At 73.1% G+C, this 21,732-nt stretch carries 17 protein-coding genes; 4 read left to right on the top strand and 13 right to left on the bottom strand.

Annotated features, from left to right (window positions below):
• Nucleotides 1–47: 47 nt before the first annotated feature.
• The 10 genes from cydC to deoC form a co-directional block, all read right to left on the bottom strand.
• Nucleotides 48–1,838 carry a thiol reductant ABC exporter subunit CydC gene (gene cydC / locus ACLQ27_RS18510; protein ID WP_425867795.1) on the bottom strand — a complete coding sequence of 597 codons (1,791 nt, stop codon included), beginning with the start codon at nt 1,836–1,838 and terminating at the stop codon, nt 48–50.
• Entirely contained in the window at nt 1,835–3,511 is a 1,677-nt protein-coding gene (cydD, locus tag ACLQ27_RS18505; RefSeq protein WP_425867794.1) for a thiol reductant ABC exporter subunit CydD, read from the bottom strand. The genes cydC and cydD overlap by 4 nt, the downstream gene beginning before the upstream one ends.
• A complete protein-coding gene (locus tag ACLQ27_RS18500; RefSeq protein ID WP_425867793.1) occupies nt 3,508–4,515 on the bottom strand; it encodes a cytochrome d ubiquinol oxidase subunit II in 1,008 nt (335 codons plus the stop codon). The genes cydD and ACLQ27_RS18500 overlap by 4 nt, the downstream gene beginning before the upstream one ends.
• A 19-nt stretch (nt 4,516–4,534) precedes the next feature.
• Nucleotides 4,535–5,788, bottom strand: coding sequence for a cytochrome ubiquinol oxidase subunit I (locus ACLQ27_RS18495; RefSeq protein ID WP_425867792.1), 1,254 nt, complete (start codon nt 5,786–5,788; stop codon nt 4,535–4,537).
• Nucleotides 5,789–6,009: 221 nt separating this feature from the next.
• Nucleotides 6,010–6,915: a M56 family metallopeptidase gene (locus ACLQ27_RS18490; protein ID WP_357493549.1), complete on the bottom strand. Its 906-nt coding sequence runs from the start codon at nt 6,913–6,915 to the stop codon at nt 6,010–6,012.
• A 10-nt stretch (nt 6,916–6,925) separates the two neighbouring features.
• Nucleotides 6,926–7,399, bottom strand: a complete 474-nt coding sequence (locus tag ACLQ27_RS18485; protein WP_357493551.1) for a BlaI/MecI/CopY family transcriptional regulator — start codon at nt 7,397–7,399, stop codon at nt 6,926–6,928.
• 71 nt (nt 7,400–7,470) lie between these two features.
• Nucleotides 7,471–8,517 carry an NAD(P)-dependent alcohol dehydrogenase gene (locus ACLQ27_RS18480; RefSeq protein WP_357573330.1) on the bottom strand — a complete coding sequence of 349 codons (1,047 nt, stop codon included), beginning with the start codon at nt 8,515–8,517 and terminating at the stop codon, nt 7,471–7,473.
• A 105-nt stretch (nt 8,518–8,622) separates the two neighbouring features.
• Nucleotides 8,623–9,447 carry an aldehyde dehydrogenase family protein gene (locus tag ACLQ27_RS18475; RefSeq protein ID WP_357493555.1) on the bottom strand — a complete coding sequence of 275 codons (825 nt, stop codon included), beginning with the start codon at nt 9,445–9,447 and terminating at the stop codon, nt 8,623–8,625.
• Nucleotides 9,440–10,870: an aldehyde dehydrogenase family protein gene (locus ACLQ27_RS18470; protein ID WP_234587327.1), complete on the bottom strand. Its 1,431-nt coding sequence runs from the start codon at nt 10,868–10,870 to the stop codon at nt 9,440–9,442. Before ACLQ27_RS18470 ends, ACLQ27_RS18475 begins: the two co-directional genes overlap by 8 nt.
• Nucleotides 10,871–10,876: 6 nt before the next feature.
• Nucleotides 10,877–11,836 carry a deoxyribose-phosphate aldolase gene (gene deoC / locus ACLQ27_RS18465; protein WP_425867789.1) on the bottom strand — a complete coding sequence of 320 codons (960 nt, stop codon included), beginning with the start codon at nt 11,834–11,836 and terminating at the stop codon, nt 10,877–10,879.
• Nucleotides 11,837–11,959: 123 nt separating this feature from the next.
• On the opposite strand from deoC, the gene upp reads away from it, so the two are divergent.
• Together upp and ACLQ27_RS18455 are read left to right on the top strand one after the other, a co-directional pair.
• On the top strand, nt 11,960–12,592 hold the full coding sequence (gene upp, locus ACLQ27_RS18460; RefSeq protein WP_234587331.1) for a uracil phosphoribosyltransferase: 633 nt from the start codon (nt 11,960–11,962) through the stop codon (nt 12,590–12,592).
• Between the two features lie 74 nt (nt 12,593–12,666).
• Nucleotides 12,667–13,344, top strand: coding sequence for a GOLPH3/VPS74 family protein (locus tag ACLQ27_RS18455; protein ID WP_425867786.1), 678 nt, complete (start codon nt 12,667–12,669; stop codon nt 13,342–13,344).
• A gap of 130 nt (nt 13,345–13,474) precedes the next feature.
• On the opposite strand, the gene ACLQ27_RS18450 is transcribed toward ACLQ27_RS18455, so the two are convergent.
• Together ACLQ27_RS18450 and ACLQ27_RS18445 are read right to left on the bottom strand one after the other, a co-directional pair.
• Nucleotides 13,475–15,148 carry a phospho-sugar mutase gene (locus ACLQ27_RS18450; RefSeq protein WP_357573328.1) on the bottom strand — a complete coding sequence of 558 codons (1,674 nt, stop codon included), beginning with the start codon at nt 15,146–15,148 and terminating at the stop codon, nt 13,475–13,477.
• A gap of 47 nt (nt 15,149–15,195) precedes the next feature.
• The gene (locus ACLQ27_RS18445) at nt 15,196–17,262 is read right to left on the bottom strand and encodes a serine/threonine-protein kinase (RefSeq protein WP_425867784.1); all 2,067 of its coding nucleotides are present in this window, start codon (nt 17,260–17,262) and stop codon (nt 15,196–15,198) included.
• A gap of 206 nt (nt 17,263–17,468) precedes the next feature.
• On the opposite strand from ACLQ27_RS18445, the gene ACLQ27_RS18440 reads away from it, so the two are divergent.
• Together ACLQ27_RS18440 and ACLQ27_RS18435 are read left to right on the top strand one after the other, a co-directional pair.
• Nucleotides 17,469–19,052, top strand: a complete 1,584-nt coding sequence (locus ACLQ27_RS18440; RefSeq protein ID WP_234587342.1) for an acyl-CoA mutase large subunit family protein — start codon at nt 17,469–17,471, stop codon at nt 19,050–19,052.
• Nucleotides 19,053–19,498: 446 nt separating this feature from the next.
• A complete protein-coding gene (locus tag ACLQ27_RS18435) occupies nt 19,499–20,758 on the top strand; it encodes an amidohydrolase (protein ID WP_357493564.1) in 1,260 nt (419 codons plus the stop codon).
• On the opposite strand, the gene ACLQ27_RS18430 is transcribed toward ACLQ27_RS18435, so the two are convergent.
• Nucleotides 20,715–21,677 carry a DUF4349 domain-containing protein gene (locus tag ACLQ27_RS18430; protein ID WP_357494259.1) on the bottom strand — a complete coding sequence of 321 codons (963 nt, stop codon included), beginning with the start codon at nt 21,675–21,677 and terminating at the stop codon, nt 20,715–20,717. The two genes, ACLQ27_RS18435 and ACLQ27_RS18430, sit on opposite strands and share 44 nt — an antisense overlap.
• Nucleotides 21,678–21,732: the final 55 nt, after the last annotated feature.

The following is a 21,732-nucleotide window of genomic DNA, read 5'->3' as shown; positions in this document are numbered from 1 at the left end:
CGAGCGCCTCCACGTCGGGGAGAACCCTGGTCCGTCCCCGAAGCGGGTCAGGGAGCGAGGGCCAGGTACCCGCGCTCGGCTGCCGCCTGGAGAAGCCACTGGTCCCGGTACCAGCCGGGGGTCGCGACCAACTCGGCGTGCCGGCCGCGCTGGATCACCCGGCCGCCGTCGAGGACGACGATCTCGTCGAGGTCGGCCAGCCCGCTGAGCCGGTGACTGATCAGCAGGACCGAGTGCCCGGCGGGGGTGGCGGCGAGGGCGGAGGCGAGCACCGCGTCGGCGGCCGTCGGGTCCAGCCCCTCGGTGGGCTCGTCGAGCACCAGCACCGGCGGCGCGGCGAGCAGGGCCCGGGCGAGCGCGAGCCGTTGCCGCTGGCCGCCGGAGAGCTGACCGCCCTCCTCGCCGACCAGGGTGTCCCAGCCGGCCGGCTGGGCGCGCACCCAGTCGAGCAGGCCGGCGGCCCTCATGGCCGCGGTCAACTCGTCCTCGTCGGCCCCGGCCCGCCCGAGCAGCAGGTTCTCCCGGACCGTGGCATGAAAGACGTACGCCTCGGCGAGCAGCCCGCCGACGCTGCGGGGCAGGTCCTCCTCGGCGTACGTCAGCAGGTCGCGCCCGGCCAGGGTGACGTGGCCGGAGGTGGGCCGGACCGCACCGGTCAGCACGGCGGCCAGGGTGCTCTTGCCGGCGCCGCTCGGGCCGACGACTGCGATGCGCCGGCCGGCGGGCAGGTCCAGGCTCACCCCGTCCAGCGCGGGTGCGGCGCCAGTGCGGTACCGCACGCTCACCTCGACGAAGCGCAGGTCGTGCGGCTCGGCCAGGTCGGTCGCCGGGGGAGCGGGCGTGGCGGTGGGCTCCTCGACGTCGAGGAGGGCCGCCACCCGGGCCAGGCCGGGCCGCAGCTGGGTCCACTGCCGGGCGGCCGAGACGAGGGCCAGCGCCACCTCCACGGCGGCCAGGGTCCCGACGGCCAGCACTCCGACCAGGACGCCCGGCACGTCGGAGGCCAGCGCGACAAGCACCACCGCGGCGGCGGTCAGTCCGGCCGTCAACACCCCCGCGGCGTCCACCGCGAAGCCGGTGGCGGCCAGCCGGCGTTCCAGGCGGGCGAGCCGGCCGGCCCGCTGTTCGGCGACGCGCAGCGCGGCGTCGGTCGCCCCGAACGCGGCCAGGTCGGCGGCGCCGTGGGTGAGGTCGACGGCGTCGGTGGCCAGCGCGCCGCGCAGCGGCGCCACCTCGGCGGCGCTGCGCCGGGTGACGGCTGTGGCCAGCGCGGGCAGCGCAACGGCGGCGACCACCAGCCCGAGCGCGAGCACACCGGCGGCCGGTGGTGAGATCAGCGCCGCAGTGGCCACCGCCAGCACCCCGACCAGTGCCGCCGCCGCGCCGGGCACCAGCACCCGCAGCAGCAGATCCTGGACCGCCTCGACGTCGGAGACCAGCCGGCTCAGGACGTCCCCCGAGCGGTGTCGGGTGTCGCGGCGGGCCGTGAGGGTGGCGAAGACCCGGGCCCGTACGTCGGTGATCATGCGGAGGACCGCGTCGTGCCCGGCGAGCCGTTCGGTGTAGCGGAACACGCCCCGGCTGATCGCCAGTGCCCGGACCGCGACGATCGCCACGGTGAGCCGGTCCAGCGGAGGCCGCCCGGCGGCGCTCATCAGCAGCCACGTCGCGGTGGCCATCAGGGCGAGCCCGGCGAACTCGGTGGCGGCGGCGAGCAGCCCGGCGCCGGCCAGCCGGCCGAGGTACGGGCGGGCCAGCCGCAGCACCGCGCGCTCGGCGCCGACCCGCCCGGCCGATGCCACGCCGGCCCCGACCTCCGGTCCGTGTTCCGCGCTCATCGTGTCGCCCTCGACGTCGGTTCGGGCGTCAGCTCGGTGACCCGGCCGTCCTCGATGCGCAGGACCCGGTCGGCGTCGGTCAGCAGCGCCGGCCGGTGCGCCACCAGCAGCGCCGTCCGTCCGGCGACCAGCCGCCGGGTGGCGTCGAGCACCACCGCTTCGGCGGCCGTGTCCAGCCGTGCCGTGGGCTCGTCGAGCAGCACCACCGGGGCGTCGCGCAGGAACGCCCGGGCCAGTGCGACGCGCTGCCGCTGGCCGCTGGACAGGCCGTGCCCGCGCTCGCCGAGCAGCGTGGTCAGTCCGTCGGGCAGGGCGGCCACCACGTCGTCGAGGGCCGCGTCGCGGACCGCGGCGGCGAGCGCCTCGGGCGAGGTGTCCGGTGCGCCGAGCTGGATGTTGTCGGCCAGCGAGGTGGCGAAGAGGTGGGCGCGCTGCGGCACCCAGGCGAGCTGCCGACGCCAGGCGTCCGGGTCGGCGGTGGCGAGGTCGACACCGTCGACCGTGATCCGGCCGCTGGTCGGGGTCACGAAGCCGAGCAGCAGACCGAGCAGGGTGCTCTTGCCGGCGCCGCTGGGCCCGATGATGGCGATCCGTTCACCGGGCCGGATGGTCACTGTGACGTCGCGCAGCGCGGTGGTCCGCTCGTACGCCACTGTCACGGCCTCGAACCGGATCTCGCCGCGACCGTCCGGGGTGGTCGCACCCTCGGCGGCGCGGGGGGTGGCGGGCACGGCCGAGACGGTGAGCGCCTCGTCCAGCGCGGTGAGCCCCTCCATGCTGGCGTGGAAGCGGCTGCCGGCGGCCCGCAGCGGCAGGTACGCCTCGGGGGTGAGCAGCAGCACCAGCAGCGCGGTGTGCAGGGTCAGCCCTCCGCCGAGCAGCCGGATGCCGACCGGCACCGCGACCAGGGCCACCGACAGGGTGGCGACCAGCTCCAGCACCAGCGCGGAGAGGAAGGCGATCCGCAGTGTCTTCATGGTGGCGACCCGGTGCCCGTCGGCCATCCGGCGGACCACCTCGGTCTGCGCGCGGGCCCGGCCGAAGGCGCGCAGGGTGGGCAGCCCGGCCACCATGTCCAGGAAGTGCCCGCCCAGCAGGGCCAGCCGGCGCCACTGCCGCTCGGTGGCGGCCTGCGCCTGCCAGCCGAGCAGCGCGCCGAAGACCGGGATCAGCGGCAGCGTCAACGCGATGATCAGCGCCGAGCCCCAGTCGGCGACGACGATCCGGGCCAGCACGGCCACGGGCACCGTCACGCTGAGCACCAACTGCGGCAGGTACCCGGTGAAGTAGGCGTCCAGCGCGTCCAGCCCACGCCCGGTCAGGGTGGCCAGCTCGCCGGCCCGTTGCCCCGCCACCCAGCCCGGCCCGTGCCGCCCCACCGCGCCGAGCAGGTCGGCCCGCAGCGTGGCCTTGACCGTGGCGGCGACCCGCGCGGAGACCGTGCCCTGTGCCCAGACCAGCGCCGACCGGGCGGCGACCGCGACCACGAGACCCGCCAGCGCCGGCCGGTTCAGCCGCTCGTCGAAGGCGGTGGCCAGCACCGCCGCCAGCGCGGTGGCCTGCGCGACGATCAACGCGGCGCCGAGCACGCCGAGGAGCGCGAGCACGGCGAGATCGCGCCGGGCCGCAGGGACCCGACGCAGCAGACGCGGGTCGAAGGGACGGCGGTTCACCAGTACACCGGTGCCCTGCCGTCGGTCCGTCCCCGGAAAACCCACCAGCACATCGCCTGGAAGCCTAGTAGGGCCGGCAGCAGCGGTAGCGCCACCCAGCCGAGCAGCCGCAGCGTCGGCGTGCTGGCGGCCGCGTCGGCCACCGTCAGCGAGGCGCCCGGGTCGGTCGTGGACACCAGCACGTAGGGCCAGAGAGCCGCGCCGACCAGCGCCACGGGCAGCCCCATTGCCGCGCCGGTGGCGATCAGGGCCCACCCCGGCCGCCGCCGTGCCAGCGCCGCGCGGGCCGCCAGCAGCGCCACCACCAGCAACACCGGCAGGAGTACGGCCACCGCCGGTCGCCCGACGGCGTCGCGTACCCGAGGGGAGAGCACGCCCACGACGGTGGCCACGACGACCGCGCAGAGCGCCACCGGCACCAGCCGGCGGGCCGTGCGGCCGGCCGCGTCGGCGGCGTCGGCCGGCAGTCGCAGCGTGAGGAATGTCGCACCGTGCACCGCGACCAGGGCGACCATGGTCAGCCCGGCGGTCGCCGCGAACGGGGTCGCCAGGTGCGACACCCCGGCGACGTGCCCGTCGGCCTGGCGGGGCACGCCCTGCAACAGCGCGGCCAGCACCACCCCCCAGCCCAGCGCGGCGAGCGCGCTGCCGACCACGATGACCCGGTCCCAGCGGGCGCGGACCCGCACGTCGCCCGGCCGGCTGCGCAGTTGCACCCCGGCGGTGACCAGGACGACGCCGACCAGGGCGCCGGCGACCGCCGGGTAGCAGCCGGCGAGCAGCTCGCCCTCCAGCACCGGGAAGGCGCCGAACAGGATGCCCACGGCGGCGACCAGCCAGACCTCGTTGCCGAGGAAGAACGGGCCGAGAGCGGTGAGCGCGGCCCGCCGCCCGGCCGGGGCGCCGCCCCGGGCGAGCAGCAACCCGACGCCGTAGTCGTAGCCGGCGAGCACGAGGTAGGAGGCGAAGAAGAGGCCGAGAAGGGCGTACCAGGCGAGATCCACGGTGAGTCTCCTCAGTCGCTCAGGCGAGGGCGGGTTCGGGGTGGGCCGGCTCACCGGGCGCCGCCGGTGGGCGGCCGAGAGCCGGGTCGGCCGCGCCACGGCCCGCGTGCCGGGCGAGCAGCACCCAGTTGGTGACGGCGAGGGTGCCCAGCAGCAGGCTGAAGCCGATCAGCGAGGCGAGCATCACCGGCGTGCCGACGGGGGAGACCGCCTGCCCGGTGGGGAGCAGCCCGTACGCCACCCAGGGCTGGCGGCCGACCTCGCGGGCGATCCAGCCGAGGATCACCGCGATGAACGGCAACGGCACGGCGAGCAGGATGAGCCAGAGGGGGAAGCGCAGTCGGATGATCCAGTCCCGGTAGAGCAGGGGCAGCAGCAACCACACGCAGCCGAGGGTGAAGCCGATGAGGATCATGAAGCCCAGCCCGACACTGGCCAGCACCGGCGGGGTGTAGTCGCCCGGCCCGAACCGGGTCGTCCACTCGCCGATCAGCGCCTGCGCCTCGGGGTCGTCCGCGCCGAACTTGGTCGGCTGCACCTCGCCGACCGGGCCGAACTGGGCGAAGCCGAAGCCCTGCACCATCGTGATCGCCAGTGCCGCCGTGACCAGGCCGATCCGCAGCGAGGTGCGAAAGAGCGCGAAGTCGGGCGTACGCCGGATCAGGTGCCAGGCGCTGACGGCCGCCATCAGCATCCCGCCGACCAGGAGCGCGGCGGAGACCACGTGCCCGAACGCCATGCCGAGGCTGGGGTTGGTGAGCAGCGCGCCGAAGTCGGTGAGGTGGGCGATGCCGTCGCGGACCTCGTACCCGACCGGGTGTTGCAGCCAGGAGTTGGCCACCATGATCCAGAACGCCGAGGCGTACGCGGTGAGCGCCACGCCCCACAGCAGCGCGAGGTGGACGCTCTTGCGGAGCCGGTGCCAACCGAAGATCCACATCCCGAGGAACGTGGACTCCAGGAAGAACGCCACAAGCGTCTCGATCGCCAGCGGCGCACCGAAGACGTTGCCGACGTAACGCGACAGGCCGCTCCAGTTCAGCCCGAACTGGAACTCCATCACGATGCCCGTGGCGATGCCGAGCACGTAGTTGATCACGTAGAGCTGGCCCCAGAACCGGGTCAGCCGCTCCCACTTCGCGTTGCCGGTGAGCACCCATGCGGTCTGCATGCCGACCAGCAGCGTGACCAGCCCGAGCGTGACGACCACGAACAGGAAGTGGATCGACGTGGTGGTGGCGAACTGCAGGCGGGCGAGGAGCAGCGTATCCATGGCCGGCTCTCCCTAGCTGTTGGCTCCCTTGTCGTAGCAACCCTACACGTAGCTTGCCTACATGTAACTACTACTACGGCCCGTCGTAGTAAATTCTACGACGGGCCGTAGTAGTAATGGGATCCGGGAGATGATCGCGCTCCACCGCGCCGGGGTGGGTGCGAGGCGCGCGCCAGCGGGCGGCGCGCGCCGGGGACGTGCGAGAGCGTGGGGCTCGGGCGTCAGCTCAGAAAGAGCGTGATCGGGAGGGCGACCAGGGTGGTGGCCACCGCGAGGGCCGTGGCCCCGAGGGCGCGGGGCGGCCGATCGGCGACCAGCAGGCGCTGGACGCGTACGTCCAGGTCGCGGTCGCCCAGGCCCAGCGCGCCGGCCGGGGTGACCCGGTGCCCGGCGGCGGCGAAGCGGCGCAGCGCGCCCGCCAGCGGAGCCTCGGCGTGCAGCTCGCGGGCCTTGTCGTCGGCGCGCATCTCGACCAGCAGGGCGACCCGCTCGTGTGCGTCACGGACCCAGCCGAACCACGGCAGCGCCCGGCACAGGGCGGTGAACGGCAGCAGCACCAGATCGTGTCGCTCGTGGGCGTGCGCGCGCTCGTGGGAGAGCACGGCGGCCAGTTCGGCGCGGTCCAGCAGGCTCAACGTGCCCGCGCTGACCACCACCTGCGGCTTCACCCCGGGCAGGCAGTACGCGGCGGCGCTCGGATGGTCCAGGACGAGCGCCCCGGGGGCTGCCGGGTCGTCCCGGGCCACCAGGGTCAGCAGGTCCCGGTGTCGGCGCTGGGCGCGGATGGTCCCGTGGATGCTGCGGACGGTGGTGGTGACGAGCACCGCTCCGATGCCGAAGCCCACTCCGACGCTGCCGAGGTGCAACGCGGTCTCGCCGATCGGCAGATTGCCGTGGGCGAGGTCGGTGGTCAGGGCGAGCAGGGCGCTGCCGGTCGGCAGGTCGTAGGCGCTCAGCCCGAGGGCCATCGGCAGGCCCATCGCGGAGAGGCCCAGCGCCAGCCCGACGGCCTGCCAGCAGATGATCGCCACCCGCGGGCTGCGCCACGTCCAGGTGGAACGGGCCAGCACCTGCGCGGTGAGATAGCAGGCCAGCATGGTGGCGGCGAAGTGCACGGCGTAGGCCATGGCGCGGGCCCTACCGCTCCGCTGCCTCGCCGGCCGGCCGTCGGCCCGCCGGCGGATCCACCCGGTCGGTCAGGGCGTCGGCCCCGCCCGTGTCGCTGTCGGCGGAACCGGGCCCGGCCAGCCCGGCCTCGCTGCCCAGGGCGGCCCGCAGCACCTCGGCCTCGGTGCCGGTCACCGAGCGGGCGAAGCGCACGAGCGCGGCGTCGCGGCTGCCGCCCAGGTCGAGGGCGTCGAGCATGAGCTGGGCGATGTGCGCCTCACGACTGGCCGCCGGCCGGTACCGCCAGGCGCGACCTTCCCGTTCCCGCTGCACCATGCCCTTGCCGGCGAGCCGGTCGAGGACGGTCATCACCGTCGTGTACGCCAGCTCGCGACCGTCGAGCGCGTCGGCCACCTCGCGCACGGTCACCCCGTCCGACGTGCCCGGGACCACGTCCCACAGCACGTCCATCACCGCACGCTCAAGATCGCCCAACCGAGTCACCCGGCAATCCTACCCCCGGTAGTAGACCCTGCGGTGGGCCGGCCGGTGGCACGGCCGGCCCGCGTTCCTGATCACGGAACGATGACCGCGCGACCCTCCAGCGTCCCGTCCCGCATCCGGCGGTACGCGTCCATGGCCTGGTCGAGGCCGAATGTGGTGATCTTGGGTCGTACCAGCCCACGCGCGCCCAGTTCCAGCACCTCGCCGAGTTCGGGACGGCTGCCCCAGTAGGTGGTCTGGATGCTGGCCTCGTAGGGGACGGCGAAGAACGAGACCGGCAGGGTGCCGCCGCCGAGGCCCACGACGGTCAGGTCCCCGACGGTCCGGACGACCGCCGCGCCGAGCTTCAGGGTGGGGTCGGCGCCGACGAAGTCCAGCACCACGTCCGCGCCACGACCGCCGGTCGCGCCCCTGATCTCGTCCGCCGCGCCCTCGCCGGAGCGTACGGTCAGGTCCGCGCCGCACTCCTCGGCCAGCTTGAGGGCCTCCTCGCGGGTGTCCACGGCGATCACCCGGGCCGCCGTGGTGGCCTTGAGGATCTGCACGCCCACGTGCCCCAGACCACCCACGCCGATGACCACTGCCGTGTTCTCGGGTGCGAGCTTCGCCCACGACCGGCGGACCGCGTGGTACGGGGTCAGCCCGGCGTCGGTCAGCGGGGCGGCGGACGCCGGGTCGAGGCCGTCGGGCAGCGGTACGACGTGCCGGGCGGCCGGAACGAGCAGGTAGTCGGCCATCCCCCCGTCGAGTCCCAGGCCGCCACCGCCCCCGGGGACGGGCGCACCGGCCGGGTTCTCGCAGTAGTTGTCGGCGCCCACCCGGCAGCGGGCGCAGATGCCGCAACCCCAGGGGCCGTAGACCGCCACCGGTTGACCGATCTCCAGCCCGGTGACGCCCGCACCCAGGGCGTGCACCCAGCCGGCGTTCTCGTGCCCGAGGGTGAACGGCGGGTTCCAGGGCACCGCCCCCGCCTCGAATTCGTCCATGAGGTGCAGGTCGGAGTGGCAGGCGCCCGCGCCCCCGACCTTGATCACGACCTCACCCGGGCCGGGCTCCGGTTGGTCGACCTCCACGATCTCCGGCTCGGACTTCCAGTTGGGCAGTCGCAGTGCGCGCATGCGTCGACTCCTGTTCGTCGGTGCTCGTGCGCCCCTCGCCTGCCCAACCAACCACCCCGCAAACGCCCGACACGCCCCCCACCAGGCACTTCACGGCCCGCAGAGCTAGACCCCCTTGGGGTGCCACACCGTCTTGGTCTCCAGCAGCGCGGTCATCCGGGTCACGCCCGGGTCGACGGACCAGTCGTGGCCGGCCGGGGCCGGCCGGAGCACCCGCTTGAGGTTCTCCGCGGCCTTGACCTCCAGCTCGGTGGCGAGCGACGCGTCGGTCACCCCGGTCAGGTCGATCGCGTTGACGTCCATGTGCGCGGCCAGCGCCGGCGCGGTCTCCGTGATCGCGCCGGTGAGGATGTTGACCACCCCGCCGGGCAGGTCGGAGGTCGCCAGCACCTCGGCCAGCGTCACCGCCGCCAGCGGCTCCGACGGCGAGGCCGCCACCACCACCGTGTTGCCGGTGACGATCGCCGGGGCGATCACGCTGACCAGGCCGAGCAGCGCCGGGCGTTCCGGGGCCACCACGGCGACCACGCCGGTGGGCTCGGGCGCGGAGATGTTGAAGTACGGGCCCGCGACCGGGTTGGCGCCGCCGTACACCTGGGCGAGCTTGTCGGCCCAGCCGGCGTACCAGACCCAGCGGTCCACCGCCGCGTCCACCTCGTCGCCGGGGATGCCCAGGGCCACGAACTGCTCGCGGCGGCCCTCCAGCATCTCGGCGGCGCGATAGAGGATCTGACCCCTGTTGTACGCGGTCGCGCCGGCCCAGCCCTTCACGGCGGCGCGGGCGGCGACCACCGCGTCCCGGGCGTCCTTGCGGGAGGCCAGTGACACATTCGAGGACTGCACGAGATACGACCGTCCCGACTCGCTGCGCGGGAACTTCCCGCCGATGAAGAGCTTGTACGTCTTGCGTACCGCGACCCGCTCAGACATTGAGGTACCCCTCCAGCCCGTGCCGGCCGCCCTCGCGACCGTAACCCGACTCCTTGTAGCCACCGAACGGCGAGGTGGGGTCGAACTTGTTGAACGTGTTGGCCCAGACCACACCGGCGCGCAGCCGGTCGGCCATCCACAGGATGCGGGAGCCCTTGTCGGTCCAGATGCCTGCCGACAGCCCGTACGGCGTGTTGTTGGCCTTCTCGACGGCCTCGGCCGGCGTGCGGAAGGTGAGCACCGACAGCACCGGTCCGAAGATCTCCTCGCGGGCGATCCGGTGGGCCTGGGTGACGCCGGTGAAGATGGTGGGCGCGAACCAGAAGCCCTGCTCGGGCAGCTCACACGGCGGTGACCAGCGCTCGGCGCCCTCGGCGGAGCCGGCGTCGGACAGCTCGCGGATCCGCTCCAGCTGGGCGGCGGAGTTGATCGCGCCGACGTCGGTGTTCTTGTCCAGCGGGTCGCCGACGCGGAGCTGGGCCATCCGCCGCTTGAGCGACTCCAGCACGCGGTCGGCCACGTTCTCCTGGACGAGCAGGCGGGAGCCGGCGCAGCAGACGTGTCCCTGGTTGAAGAAGATGCCGTTGACGATTCCCTCGACGGCCTGGTCGATGGGGGCGTCGTCGAAGACGATGTTGGCGGCCTTGCCGCCCAGCTCCAGGGTGAGCTTCTTGCTGGTGCCGGCGACGGACCGGGCGATGGCCCGGCCGACCTCGGTGGAACCGGTGAAGGCGACCTTGTCGACGCCGGGGTGCTCGACGAGCGCGCGGCCGGTGTCGCCGGCACCGGTGACGATGTTGACCACGCCGGCCGGCAGGTCGGCCTGCTGGCAGATCTCGGCGAACAGCAGCGCGGTCAGCGGGGTGGTCTCGGCGGGCTTGAGCACCACGGTGTTGCCGGCGGCGAGCGCCGGGGCGATCTTCCAGGCCAGCATGAGCAGCGGGAAGTTCCACGGGATGACCTGGGCGGCCACGCCGATCGGTCGCGGGTTCGGCCCGAAGCCGGCGTGCTCCAGCTTGTCGGCCCAGCCGGCGTAGTAGAAGAAGTGCGCGGCGACCAGCGGCAGGTCGACGTCGCGGGACTCCCGGATCGGCTTGCCGTTGTCCAGGGACTCCAGGACTGCCAGCTCGCGGGAGCGTTCCTGGATGAGCCGGGCGATCCGGTACAGGTACTTCGCCCGGTCCCGGCCCGGCATCGGACCCCAGACCTTGTCGTACGCCGTGCGGGCGGCGCGGACCGCGCGCTCCACGTCCTGGGCGCCGGCCTCGGCGATCTCGGCCAGCACCTCCTCGGAGGCGGGGTTGATCGACTTGAAGCTGCCGCCGTCGGTCGGGTCGACGAACGCGCCGTCGATGAACAGCCCGTACGAGGGCTTGAGGTCCACCACCGAGCGGGACTCGGGGGCGGGGGCGTATTCGAACATCGGCTATCAGTCCAGGGTGAAGTAGTCGGGACCGGAGTAGACGCCGGTCGTCAGCTTGGTGCGCTGCATGAGCAGGTCGTTGAGCAGGCTGGACGCGCCGAAGCGGAACCAGTCCGGGTCGAGCCAGTCCGGGCCGACGGTCTCGTTGACCATCACCAGGTACTTGATGGCGTCCTTGGTGGTCTTGATGCCACCGGCCGGCTTCACGCCGACCTGCCGCCCGGTCGCCGCGCGGAAGTCGCGGACCGCCTCCAGCATCACCAGCGTCACCGGCAGCGTCGCCGCGACGGGGACCTTGCCGGTGGAGGTCTTGATGAAGTCGCCGCCGGCCAGCATGGCCAGCCAGGAGGCGCGGCGCACGTTGTCGTACGTGGCCAGCTCGCCGGTCTCCAGGATCACCTTGAGGTGGGCGTCACCGCAGGCCTGCTTGGTGGCCACGATCTCGTCGTAGGCCTCCTTGTAACGGCCGGCCAGGAACGCGCCCCGGTTGATCACCATGTCGATCTCGTCGGCGCCGGCCGCGACGGCGGCCAGGGTGTCGGCCAGCTTGATCTCCAGCGGCGCCTGACCCGACGGGAACGCCGTCGCCACGCTCGCGAGGTGGACACCGGATCCGCGCAGCACCTCGGCCACGTACGGGACCATCGCGGGGTAGACGCAGACCGCGCCGACGTGCGGGCAGGACGGGTCGGCCGGGTCGGGGCGCAGCGCCTTCGCGGCCAGTGCGCGCACCTTGCCGGGCGTGTCCGCCCCTTCCAGGGTGGTCAGGTCGACCATCCGGATCGCCAGGTCGATCGCCTGGGCCTTGGCGGTGGTCTTGATGGAGCGGGTGCCGAGCTGTGCCGCCCGCTGCTCCGCGCCGACCTGGTCCACGCCGGGCAGGCCGTGCAGGAAGGTCCGCAGAGCGGTCTCGGATCGTCCCAGCTCGGAGAGGTCCGACCGGGCCGACGTCGTTGTCGCCGTCATGCCGAGAAGTCTACGCACGGAACCGCTGAGTGATCTTGGTCACGGTGGGCCCGACGTGAGCGGCGTCGCCGGTCCGACCGCACCCCCACCGGCACGTCGACCGGCCGGGTAGGTTGAGCGATCGTGGACGTACACGTCATTGACCACCCGCTGGCCCAGTCCCGGCTGACCGCCATGCGGGACGCGCGCACCGATTCCTCGACGTTCCGGGCGGCGCTGCACGAACTGACCACCATGCTGGTGTACGAGGCGGCGCGCACCTTCCCCGTCGAGCGGTACCCGGTGCAGACGCCGGTCACCGGCACCGAGGGCACCCGGCTGGCGAACCCGCCGCTGCTGGTGCCGGTGCTGCGGGCCGGTCTCGGCATGGCGGACGCCGCGCTCGGCCTGCTGCCCGAGTCGTCGATGGGCTTCGTCGGCCTGGCCCGCGACGAGGAGACCTACGAGCCGCGCGCCTACATGGAGTCGCTGCCCCGGGATCTCGCCGGCCTGCCGGTGCTGGTGCTCGACCCGATGCTGGCGACCGGCGGCTCGCTGGAGCACTCGTGCCGGCTGCTGGCCGACCGGGGCTGCACCGACATGACAGTGGTCTGCGTGCTCGCCGCGCCGGTCGGCATCGAGCGGCTGGAGCGCTCCGGTCTGCCGTTGCGCCTGGTCACCGCCTCGATCGACGAGGGCCTGAACGACAGCATGTTCATCGTTCCCGGGCTCGGTGACGCCGGTGACCGCCAGTTCGGCGGCATGCCCCGGTTCTGATCTTCCACCCGGTCCGTTCCGGGTGACGGCGGGTCCGCGCGCGGTGGTGCGTGGACCCGCTACCGTCTCGGGCCATGACTGGTGTTGCGCTCGCCGAGGAGCTGCTGCTCCTCGCCTACGACGACTCGACCGGCAAGGCGACCATGCCGCGGATCAGCCTGGACCTGGGCATGGCGGCCGCGGTGCTTGTCGAGCTGGCACTGGCCGGCCGGATCGCGTACGCCGACGGAAACCTGACCGTCGTCGACCCGACGCCCACCGGCGAGCCGGTCACCGACGAGGTGCTCGGCCGGATCGCCGCCGACACCCCGCACACCCCGGCCTCCTGGGTGCAGCGCCTGCGGCACGGCCTGCGCGACCGCATCCTCGGTGACCTGTGCGCCCAGGGCGTCGTGCAGGACGTCGACGAGACCGAGTTGGGCTTCATCCACGTGCACCGGTATCCGGTGGTGGACGCCTCCGTCGAGGCGGACACCCGCCAGCGGCTGACCGAGGCGCTGACCGGCGCGGCAGCCCCGGACGAGCGGACCGCCGCGCTGGCCACCCTGGTCGTGGTGCTGCGGATGGAGTCCGCGCTGGGGGTGAACGGCGAGGAGGCCGCCACCGCCCGCCGGCGGTTGGAGGAGATCGCCACCGGTGCGGGCTTCTCCGGTCAGGTGAGCACCGACGATTCGGTGGTCCGCCCCTCGGTCGGCCTGGTCGTCGCTGCCCTGGCCACGGCTGTCGACGCGGCGCTCGGCAAGCGCGCCTGACCGCCGGGCCGGCCCGCCTCCGCTGTTCCCTTTGCTCTGCTTCAACCCAGGCAACACAAACGGCTGCCTGGTGTTGCCTCCGCTGAAGCAGAGCAAAGGGAACAGGACAGGGTGGTGGGGTCGGTCGCGGTCAGATGCCGAGGGCGGCGGCGATCTCAGCGCGCAACTGCGCGACCGCCGCGCCGGCCCGGGTCCGCGCGGCCGCGACGTCGCCGTCCGGCACCGGCTCCACCACCTCGAGGTACGCCTTGAGCTTCGGCTCGGTGCCGGAGGGGCGGATCACCACCCGGGCCTTCGCGGTACGCAGGATCACCACGTCCGACTCGGGCAGCAGGTCCCGGACGCTGTCCACCGGCTGCCCCAGCAGGGTGGCCGGGGTGGCCGCCCGGATCCGGGTCATCGCGTCGGCGATGATCCGCAGGTCGTCCACCCGGGCGGAGAGCTGGTCGGTGTGGTGCACGCCGAACTCGGCGGCCAGCTCGTCCAGCCGGTCGGTCAACGTACGACCCTGCGCCTTGAGGCCGGCGGCCAGCTCGGCCACGGTCAGCGCGGCGGTGATGCCGTCCTTGTCCCGGACGTGCTCCGGGGCGACGCAGTAGCCGAGGGCCTCCTCGTAGCCGAAGACCAGCGGCGCGCTTCCGCCGCCGGCCCGGACGATCCACTTGAACCCGGTCAGCGTCTCGTCGTAGGGCAGGCCCCGCGCCGCGCACATCGCCCGCAGCAGGGACGACGAGACGATTGTGGTGGCGTAGAGCCCGGTCACCCCGCGCCGCATCAGGTGGTCGGCGAGCAGCACGCCCACCTCGTCGCCGCGCAGCATCCGCCAGCCCCGCCCGTCCTCGCCTTCCCGGACGACCACCGCGCAGCGGTCCGCGTCCGGGTCGTTGGCGATGGCGAGGTCCGCGCCGGTGGCGTCGGCCAGCGCGATCAGCCGGTCCACCGCACCCGGCTCCTCCGGGTTGGGGAACGACACGGTGGGGAACTCCGGGTCGGGTTCGGCCTGGTCGGGCACCACACCGGGGATCGGGAAACCGGCCCGGACGAACGCCGCCGTGAGCACCGCCGCACCCACCCCGTGCAGCGGGGTGTACGCCACCGACAGGTCCCGCGGCCCGTCCGGGTCGATCACGGCGGTGGCCCGCTCGACGTACGCGGCGACGAGGTCGTCGCCGAGCACCTCACCGGGCCGGCCCAGCGGCACCTGGGTCAGCGGGCCGACAGCCCGGATCGCGGCCTCGATGCCGGCGTCGGCCGGCGGCACGATCTGCGCCCCGGCGCCCAGCTCGCCGCCCAGCTCCGCGCCGAGGTAGACCTTGTAGCCGTTGTCCTGTGGCGGGTTGTGGCTGGCCGTGACCATGACACCGGCCACCGCGCCGAGCTGACGCACCGCGTACGCCAGCACCGGAGTGGGCAGCGGACGGGGCAGCAGCAGCGCTGGCCGGCCGGCGCCGGTGGCCACCTGGGCGGTGCGCTCGGCGAACTGGCGGGAGCCGTGCCGGGCGTCGTACCCGATCACCAGGGGGCCGGTGCCGCCCTGGGCGGCGAGCCAGCCGACGAGCCCGGCGGCGGCCTGGGTGACCACGGCGAGGTTCATGCCGTTCGGGCCGGCGCGCAGCGGGCCGCGCAGGCCGGCGGTGCCGAAGGTCAGGGGACCGGCGAACCGGTCGGCCAGCTCCGGCGCGCTCGCCGGCAGCCGGTCGAGCACCGCCGTCAGCTCGTCCCGGCTGGCGGGGTCTGGGTCGTCGGCAAGCCAACGTCGGGCTTGCTCGCGAATGTCGTCGATGTCAGTGGTGTCCGCCGCCATGCCCCTTGATAGCACGGCGGCGGATCACCGCTGTCGGTTCCCTCGGCTCAGCCGTCGCCGGTGAGCTGGAACGTGCGCACCATCTCGTCGAAGATCGGCTTGCTCTCGGCGAACTTGGCGTCGTTCGCGGTGAGGTAGAACGAGTACGCCTTGCCGTCCTGCGCCACGCCGCGCCAGATGCCGTGCCGCATGGTGTCGCCCGCGCCGCAGGTGTACTCGAATTCGGCAGCCGGCTTGTCGGCCAGCTTGGTCTCCGTCGAGGCGACCTGCGCGTACGGCTTCACGCAGGAGGTGCTCCGGGTCTTGAGGCCGTTCTCGGCGGTCTCGGCCCACCGGGTGGAGCTGCTGGACCACTTCTCGGTGATGATGCGCACCTTGCGGCCGCTGTCGTCCGGGTCAATGTAGTCGGTGTACGAGCCGCCGGTGGCCTTCTTCCAGCCCTTGGGCACCATGACCTGGATGCCGCGGGCCGCGTGCTCCTGCATCTCGACGCCCGAGGAGGCGGGCGCGGACGCGGTGGGCTGCGCCTGCGGGGTGCTCGGGGCGGGATCGTCGCCACTGGAGAGCGCCACGATGCTGATCAGCAGCACCACGGCCAGGCCGCCCGCCGCGGCGAGCTGCACCTTGCGCGGCCAGCCCTTCACCGTGGTGACGAGCTGGCCCCCGGTGGCGCGGACCTTGTCCAGGGCGCCGCCGCCCGAAGCGGTGGACGGTGTCGTCCAGGGCTGGCCGGTGCCCGGCACCGACCACTGGTTGCCGCCGCCGTAGGTGCTGCCGCCGATGCGCTGGGTGGCGTCGGGCGCACCGTAGCCGACCTGCTGCGTGGCGTCGGGCCGGCTGCCGTAGGTGACCCGCTGGGTGGCGTCGGGGTGCGCGCCGGCGTCCACCCGCTGGGTGGCGTCCGCGCTGCCGCCGTAGGTGCGCCCGGCGGCGGGACGGCCCGGGGTGGGCATCGCGCCGGTCGGCGTGTGCAGCGGACCGGCGAGCGCGTCGGCGCTGGTCTCGTCGAGCGCGGCGGCAGCGGTGGCGGCCGCGGTGGCCGGCTGCGGGCGTTCGCCCCGGCGCAGCGCGGCCAGCCGGTCGGTCAGCGACTCGTCCGGGGCGAGCATGGCCCGGCCGCCGATCTGGTTGTCCGGCTTCGGCTCCGGCTGGGCCGGTTGGTGGACGGGCGCCGGGCGCTGCTGCACGGGCACCACGGCGTACGGGTCGGTGACCGAGTGCACTGCGGTGGCGGTGCTGCCCAGCGGGCCGGCGAGCAGCTCGCGCAGCATCCCCCGGGAGGTGTGCACGTCCAGTCGGCGGGCCGGGTCCTTCTCGAGCAGACCCATCAGCACCCGGGTCAGGGGGCCGCTGCGCTGCGGCGGGGCCGGCGGGTCCTCGACGACCGCGTGCATGGTCTCGATCGGGTCGCCCTTGTCGAACGGCGGACGCCCCTCGACGGCCGTGTAGAGGGTCACGCCCAGCGAGAAGAGGTCGCTCGGCGGACCGAACTCCTGGCCCATGGCCCGCTCGGGCGAGATGAAGTGCGGTGAGCCGAGCACCATGCCGGGGGTGGTGAGCTGCACGTCGGTGGGCATCCGGGCGACACCGAAGTCGGTGAGCACGCAGCGCCCGTCGGTGCAGATCAGCACGTTGGCCGGCTTGACGTCGCGGTGCAGCACGCCGATCGCGTGCGCGACCTCCAGCGCGCCGAGCAGCGCGATGCCGATCTTGGCGACCGCGCGGGGCGCGACCGGGCCGTCCTCGATGACCATGTCGGCGAGGCTGCGGGCGTCCAGCAGCTCCATCACGATCCACGGCCGACCGGCCTCGGTGACCACGTCGTACACCTGCACCACGGCGGGGTGCTGGATGGCCGCGGCGGCGCGGGCCTCGCGCAGCGTCCGCTCGTACATGGCGTCACGGTCGCTGGGCGCCAGGCCCGGGGGAAGGACGACCTCCTTCACCGCCACGTCGCGGCGGAGCAGGGTGTCTGTGGCACGCCACACCGTGCCCATACCGCCGTTGCCCACCGCGGACCGCAGCGAGTACCGGTCACCAATTGTGGTGCCGGGCGCTGCTCGTCCGCTGGCGGGACTTACCTGTCCGCCGCTCCACGTCGGGATCTGAGTCACAGAAAAGCCACCGGGGGAAATCGAGGGGGGCTGGGACACAACCCCCCTATCTTGCTGGTTCCGACGCCCGATGCGAAAGCCGACGCGGCGGACGTTTACCGAAGTCCACAGATCGTGCCCAACCGTTCACCTCCCGTCGAGGTGTCGGGACGCACTGTGCGGTATCCCTCACCCGACGATGAGCCGGCGCGTCCTACCATCCGGGGATGAGCGAACGGCGGTCAAGCGAGTCCGGTTTCCCGATCAAGGGCGTCTACACGGCGGCCGACCTTCCGGAGGACCTGGACTCCCGGCTGGGCGGCCCGGGCGAGTTCCCGTACACCCGGGGGGTGTACCCCACGATGTACACCTCCCGTCCGTGGACCATGCGCCAGTACGCCGGCTTCGGCACCGCCACCGAGTCCAACGCGCGTTACCACCAGTTGTTGCGGGCCGGCACCATGGGTCTCTCCGTCGCCTTCGACCTGCCGACCCAGATGGGGTACGACTCCGACGACCCGATCGCGCACGGCGAGGTCGGCAAGGTCGGCGTCGCCATCGACTCCATCGAGGACATGCGGCTGCTCTTCGCCGACATTCCACTGGACAAGGTGTCCACCTCGATGACGATCAACGCCCCCGGCTCGGTGCTGCTGCTGCTCTACCAACTCGTCGCCGAGGAGAACGGGGTGCCGGGCTCGGCGCTCAACGGCACCATCCAGAACGACATCCTCAAGGAGTACATCGCCCGCGGGACGTACATCTTCCCGCCGAAGCCGTCGCTGCGGCTGGTCGCTGACACCTTCGCGTACTGCCGCAAGGAGGTGCCGAAGTGGAACACGATCTCCATCTCCGGCTACCACATGGCCGAGGCCGGCGCGACGCCCGCGCAGGAGATCGCGTTCACCCTGGCCAACGGCGTCGAGTACGTCCGGGCCGCGCTGGCCGCCGGGCTCGCGGTGGACGACTTCGCGCCCCGGCTGTCGTTCTTCTTCGTGGCCCGTACGACGCTGCTGGAGGAGGTGGCGAAGTTCCGCGCCGCCCGTCGGATCTGGGCCCGGCTGATGCATGACGACTTCGGCGCCAAGGATCCGAAGTCGATGATGCTGCGCTTCCACACCCAGACCGCAGGTGTGCAGCTCACCGCCCAGCAGCCGGAGGTGAACCTGGTCCGCGTCGCGGTGCAGGGCCTGGCCGCGGTGCTCGGCGGCACCCAGTCGCTGCACACCAACAGCTTCGACGAGGCGATCGCGCTGCCCACCGAGAAGGCCGCCCGCCTCGCGCTGCGCACCCAGCAGGTGCTGGCGTACGAGACGGACCTGACCGCCACCGTCGACCCGTTCGCCGGCTCGTACGTGGTGGAGGCGATGACCGCCGAGATCGAGGCCGCCGCCGTGGAGTTGATGGAGCGGGTGGCCGACCACGGCTCGGCCGTCGACGCGATCGAGGCCGGGTTCCAGAAGCGGGAGATCGAACAGTCCGCGTACCGGATCGCCCAGGAGATCGACTCCAGCGAGCGGGTGGTGGTGGGGCTCAACCGGTTCACGATCGACGAGGAGGAGCCGTACGAGCCGCTGCGGGTCGACCCGGCGATCGAGGCCGCGCAGGCCGAGAAGCTGGCCCGGCTGCGCGCCGAGCGGGACGCCGACGCGGTGACGCGTGCCCTCGCCGAGCTGCGGGCCGCCGCCGAGGGCTCGGACAACGTGCTCTACCCGATGAAGGAGGCGCTGCGGGCCCGGGCCACGGTGGGCGAGGTCTGCGGGACGCTCCGCGAGGTATGGGGGCTGTACCGGCCCACCGACCGGTTCTGAGGGGAAACGCCCCGGGTGTGTCCGCCCGGGTTTGCGGGTACGCCGACGGGATGCGTGCCGTGTGACGCACACGGTGTGCGGTCGGGCTGGGCGGACCTATGTGAGCGTCCTTGTCCGGCCCGTTGCGGAGCGTGGTCGTCTTATTGTCGGAGTGTCAGTTCATCACCCCGACTAATGCGACAATTCGCAGAGTGGGCCCATGGGCCGCAATGCGATTCGTGGCCACCCGGTCTGGTTACGCGTTGTAGGAGGTGAAGGGGCAGATGACGGCGTTCGAACGCGATCTACCTGCGGTCCCGCACCTCGACGAGCGCCCTCAGCAGGGCATACGTGACGCTACGCGGTCCGATCATCACCGTAACGAGGTTGCGCAGCGTCACCGCCGGAGGTCTAGGCTGTCTGCTGTCCCCGATGATCCATCCATCTCTAGTGATCGAGAATTCGACGTGACGAGTGCGTTGACGCTGCCCACCGGTGGCCAGCTGGCGTCGTCCTGGCCGGAGACGCCACCCGGGTCCCAGCCCCTTCCTCGCGACCTGGACCACCTCCTCGCCCTCCGGGTACCGGGGCTCATCGCCACGCGCCGTCACCTTCACTCGCACCCCGAGTTGTCCGGTACGGAGTTCGAGACGGCGGCCCTGATCGCCCGGGAGCTCTCGCTGGCCGGGCTGCACCCTCGGCTGCTGCCCAAGGGCAACGGCGTGATCTGCGACATCGACGGCCGCCCCGACGGCCCGGTCGTCGCGCTGCGCGCCGACATCGACGCCCTGCCGCTGGACGACATCAAGGACGTGCCGTACCGCTCGACCGTGGAGGGCGTCTGCCACGCCTGCGGCCACGACGTGCACACAACGATCATGCTCGGCGTCGGCATGCTGCTGGCCCAGCTCGCCGACCTCGGCGAGCTGGACGGCCGGGTCCGGCTGATCTTCCAGCCGGCCGAGGAGATCCTGCCCTGCGGCTCGCTGGAGGTCATCGAGGCCGGCGGCCTGGACGACGTCGTGCAGATCTTCGCGCTGCACTGCGACCCGAACCTGCCCGTGGGTCAGGTCGGCCTGCGGGTCGGCCCGATCACGGCGGCCGCCGACAACGTCACAGTCCGGCTCTCCGGGCCGGGCGGGCACACCGCCCGCCCGCACCTGACAGTCGACCTGGTCGACGCCCTCGGCCGGCTGATCACCGAGGTGCCGGCCCTGGTCAGCCGCCGGGTGCCGGCCAACAGCGGGCTGCTGCTGGTGTTCGGCCACGCCTCGGCCGGCACCCGTTACAACGTGATCCCCTCCGAGGCGTCCGCCTCGGGCACGCTGCGCGTCATGGACCGCGACACCTGGGAGCAGGCTCCCAAGATCGTGGCTCAGGTCGTGCGGGACGTGATCGCCCCGACCGGCGCCACCGTCGACCTGGAGTATCTGCGCGGCCGGCCGCCGGTGAGCAACGACGCCCGGGCGATCCAGGTGCTGACCGCCGCCACCGGCGCCGCGCTCGGGCCGGAGGGGATCGCTGAGACACCCCAGAGCATGGGCGGCGAGGACTTCTCCTGGTATCTGGAGTACGTCCCCGGCGCACTCGCCCGCCTCGGCGTGGGCCGTTCCGGGCCCAACGTCGACCTGCACCGCGCGTCCTTCGACGTGGACGAGCGGGCCATCCCGGCCGGCGTACGCGTCATGGTGCAGACCGCGCTGCGGGCACTGGCGGCTGCGCGCTGACCGGAGCGACCAGGGCCGGCGTCTTCCGGCGCCGGCCCAGCACCACCAGCAGGATCGCCAGCGGTACGCCGAACGCCACCAGCCACGGCAGCAGCGCGCCCAGGACGGTGAGCAGGATCGTCATCGAGGTGACGAACGCCTTCCAGCCGCCCTTGAGCCCGACCAGGAAGCCGGTCTCGGCCTTCTCCTCGCTGGTCTTCGCCGCCGGTCCGGCCAGCGACACCGTGATCGTGGACAACGCGGTCAGGTCTGCCAGCCGACGCTTCTTGGCCTCCAGCGAGGCCAGGTCCGCCTCCCGGCGACCCAACTCGTTCTCCAACGACACCAGGTCGGTGATCGAGTTGGCACGGGCGAGCAGCCGTCGTGCGCTGTCCACGCGCGCCCGCTGACTGATGATCCGGGCCTCCAGGTCGACGGTCTCCTCGGTGACGTCCTGGGTGTTGATCTCCCGGCTCTCCTGCCGGCCGAGCTTCGCGACCTCCTCCACGACCCCGGAGAACTTCGCCGCCGGCACTCGCAGCTGCAACTCCGCCACGGCGTCGGCGTCGGCGCTGCGCCGCTGGTCGCCGCCGATGAAACCACCGGCGCGGGTGACCACGGCGCTCACCTCACTCGCGGCGGCGTCCACATTGGCAACCTGCACCCGCATCGATCCGGTGTAGATGATCGCCCGCTGGTCGACCCGCAGGTCCGGAGCGCCGGCCCCGGCCGCCCCCGCCGCGTCCGTGCCGCTGCCCCGGTCGGCCGCCCCGCCCGCCTCGGCCGGCGCCTTGGCCGCCGGAGCTGCCGAGTCCGCCGATCCGCTGTCGTCGGCACCGCACCCCGCCAGGGCCAGCGCCGCCGCAAGTGTGCCCGCCGCCAGTAGTGCGCCACGGCGTCGTCCTGTTCGTCCGTCCATCCCCGCTCCCATCGTCGTCAGCTTCGGTGCGATAGCTCGGACGCGACGCGCCCGCCGACTGGTTCCGGCAGACTGC

It is taken from the genome of Micromonospora sp. DT63, from assembly GCF_049841615.1.
Taxonomy (GTDB): domain Bacteria; phylum Actinomycetota; class Actinomycetes; order Mycobacteriales; family Micromonosporaceae; genus Micromonospora.
Note: the sequence above shows the minus strand (reverse complement) of the source record. Positions and strands in the feature narration are given on the sequence as shown.

Coding starts and splice junctions, on each gene's coding strand:
- ACLQ27_RS18440 (WP_234587342.1), top strand. CDS start 17,469: ATGAGCGAACGGCGGTCAAGCGAGTCCGGTTTCCCGATCAAGGGCGTC.
- ACLQ27_RS18495 (WP_425867792.1), bottom strand. CDS start 5,788: ATGGATACGCTGCTCCTCGCCCGCCTGCAGTTCGCCACCACCACGTCG.
- ACLQ27_RS18470 (WP_234587327.1), bottom strand. CDS start 10,870: ATGTTCGAATACGCCCCCGCCCCCGAGTCCCGCTCGGTGGTGGACCTC.
- ACLQ27_RS18475 (WP_357493555.1), bottom strand. CDS start 9,447: ATGTCTGAGCGGGTCGCGGTACGCAAGACGTACAAGCTCTTCATCGGC.
- ACLQ27_RS18450 (WP_357573328.1), bottom strand. CDS start 15,148: ATGGCGGCGGACACCACTGACATCGACGACATTCGCGAGCAAGCCCGA.
- cydC (WP_425867795.1), bottom strand. CDS start 1,838: ATGAGCGCGGAACACGGACCGGAGGTCGGGGCCGGCGTGGCATCGGCC.
- ACLQ27_RS18490 (WP_357493549.1), bottom strand. CDS start 6,915: ATGGCCTACGCCGTGCACTTCGCCGCCACCATGCTGGCCTGCTATCTC.
- ACLQ27_RS18480 (WP_357573330.1), bottom strand. CDS start 8,517: ATGCGCGCACTGCGACTGCCCAACTGGAAGTCCGAGCCGGAGATCGTG.
- ACLQ27_RS18455 (WP_425867786.1), top strand. CDS start 12,667: ATGACTGGTGTTGCGCTCGCCGAGGAGCTGCTGCTCCTCGCCTACGAC.
- deoC (WP_425867789.1), bottom strand. CDS start 11,836: ATGACGGCGACAACGACGTCGGCCCGGTCGGACCTCTCCGAGCTGGGA.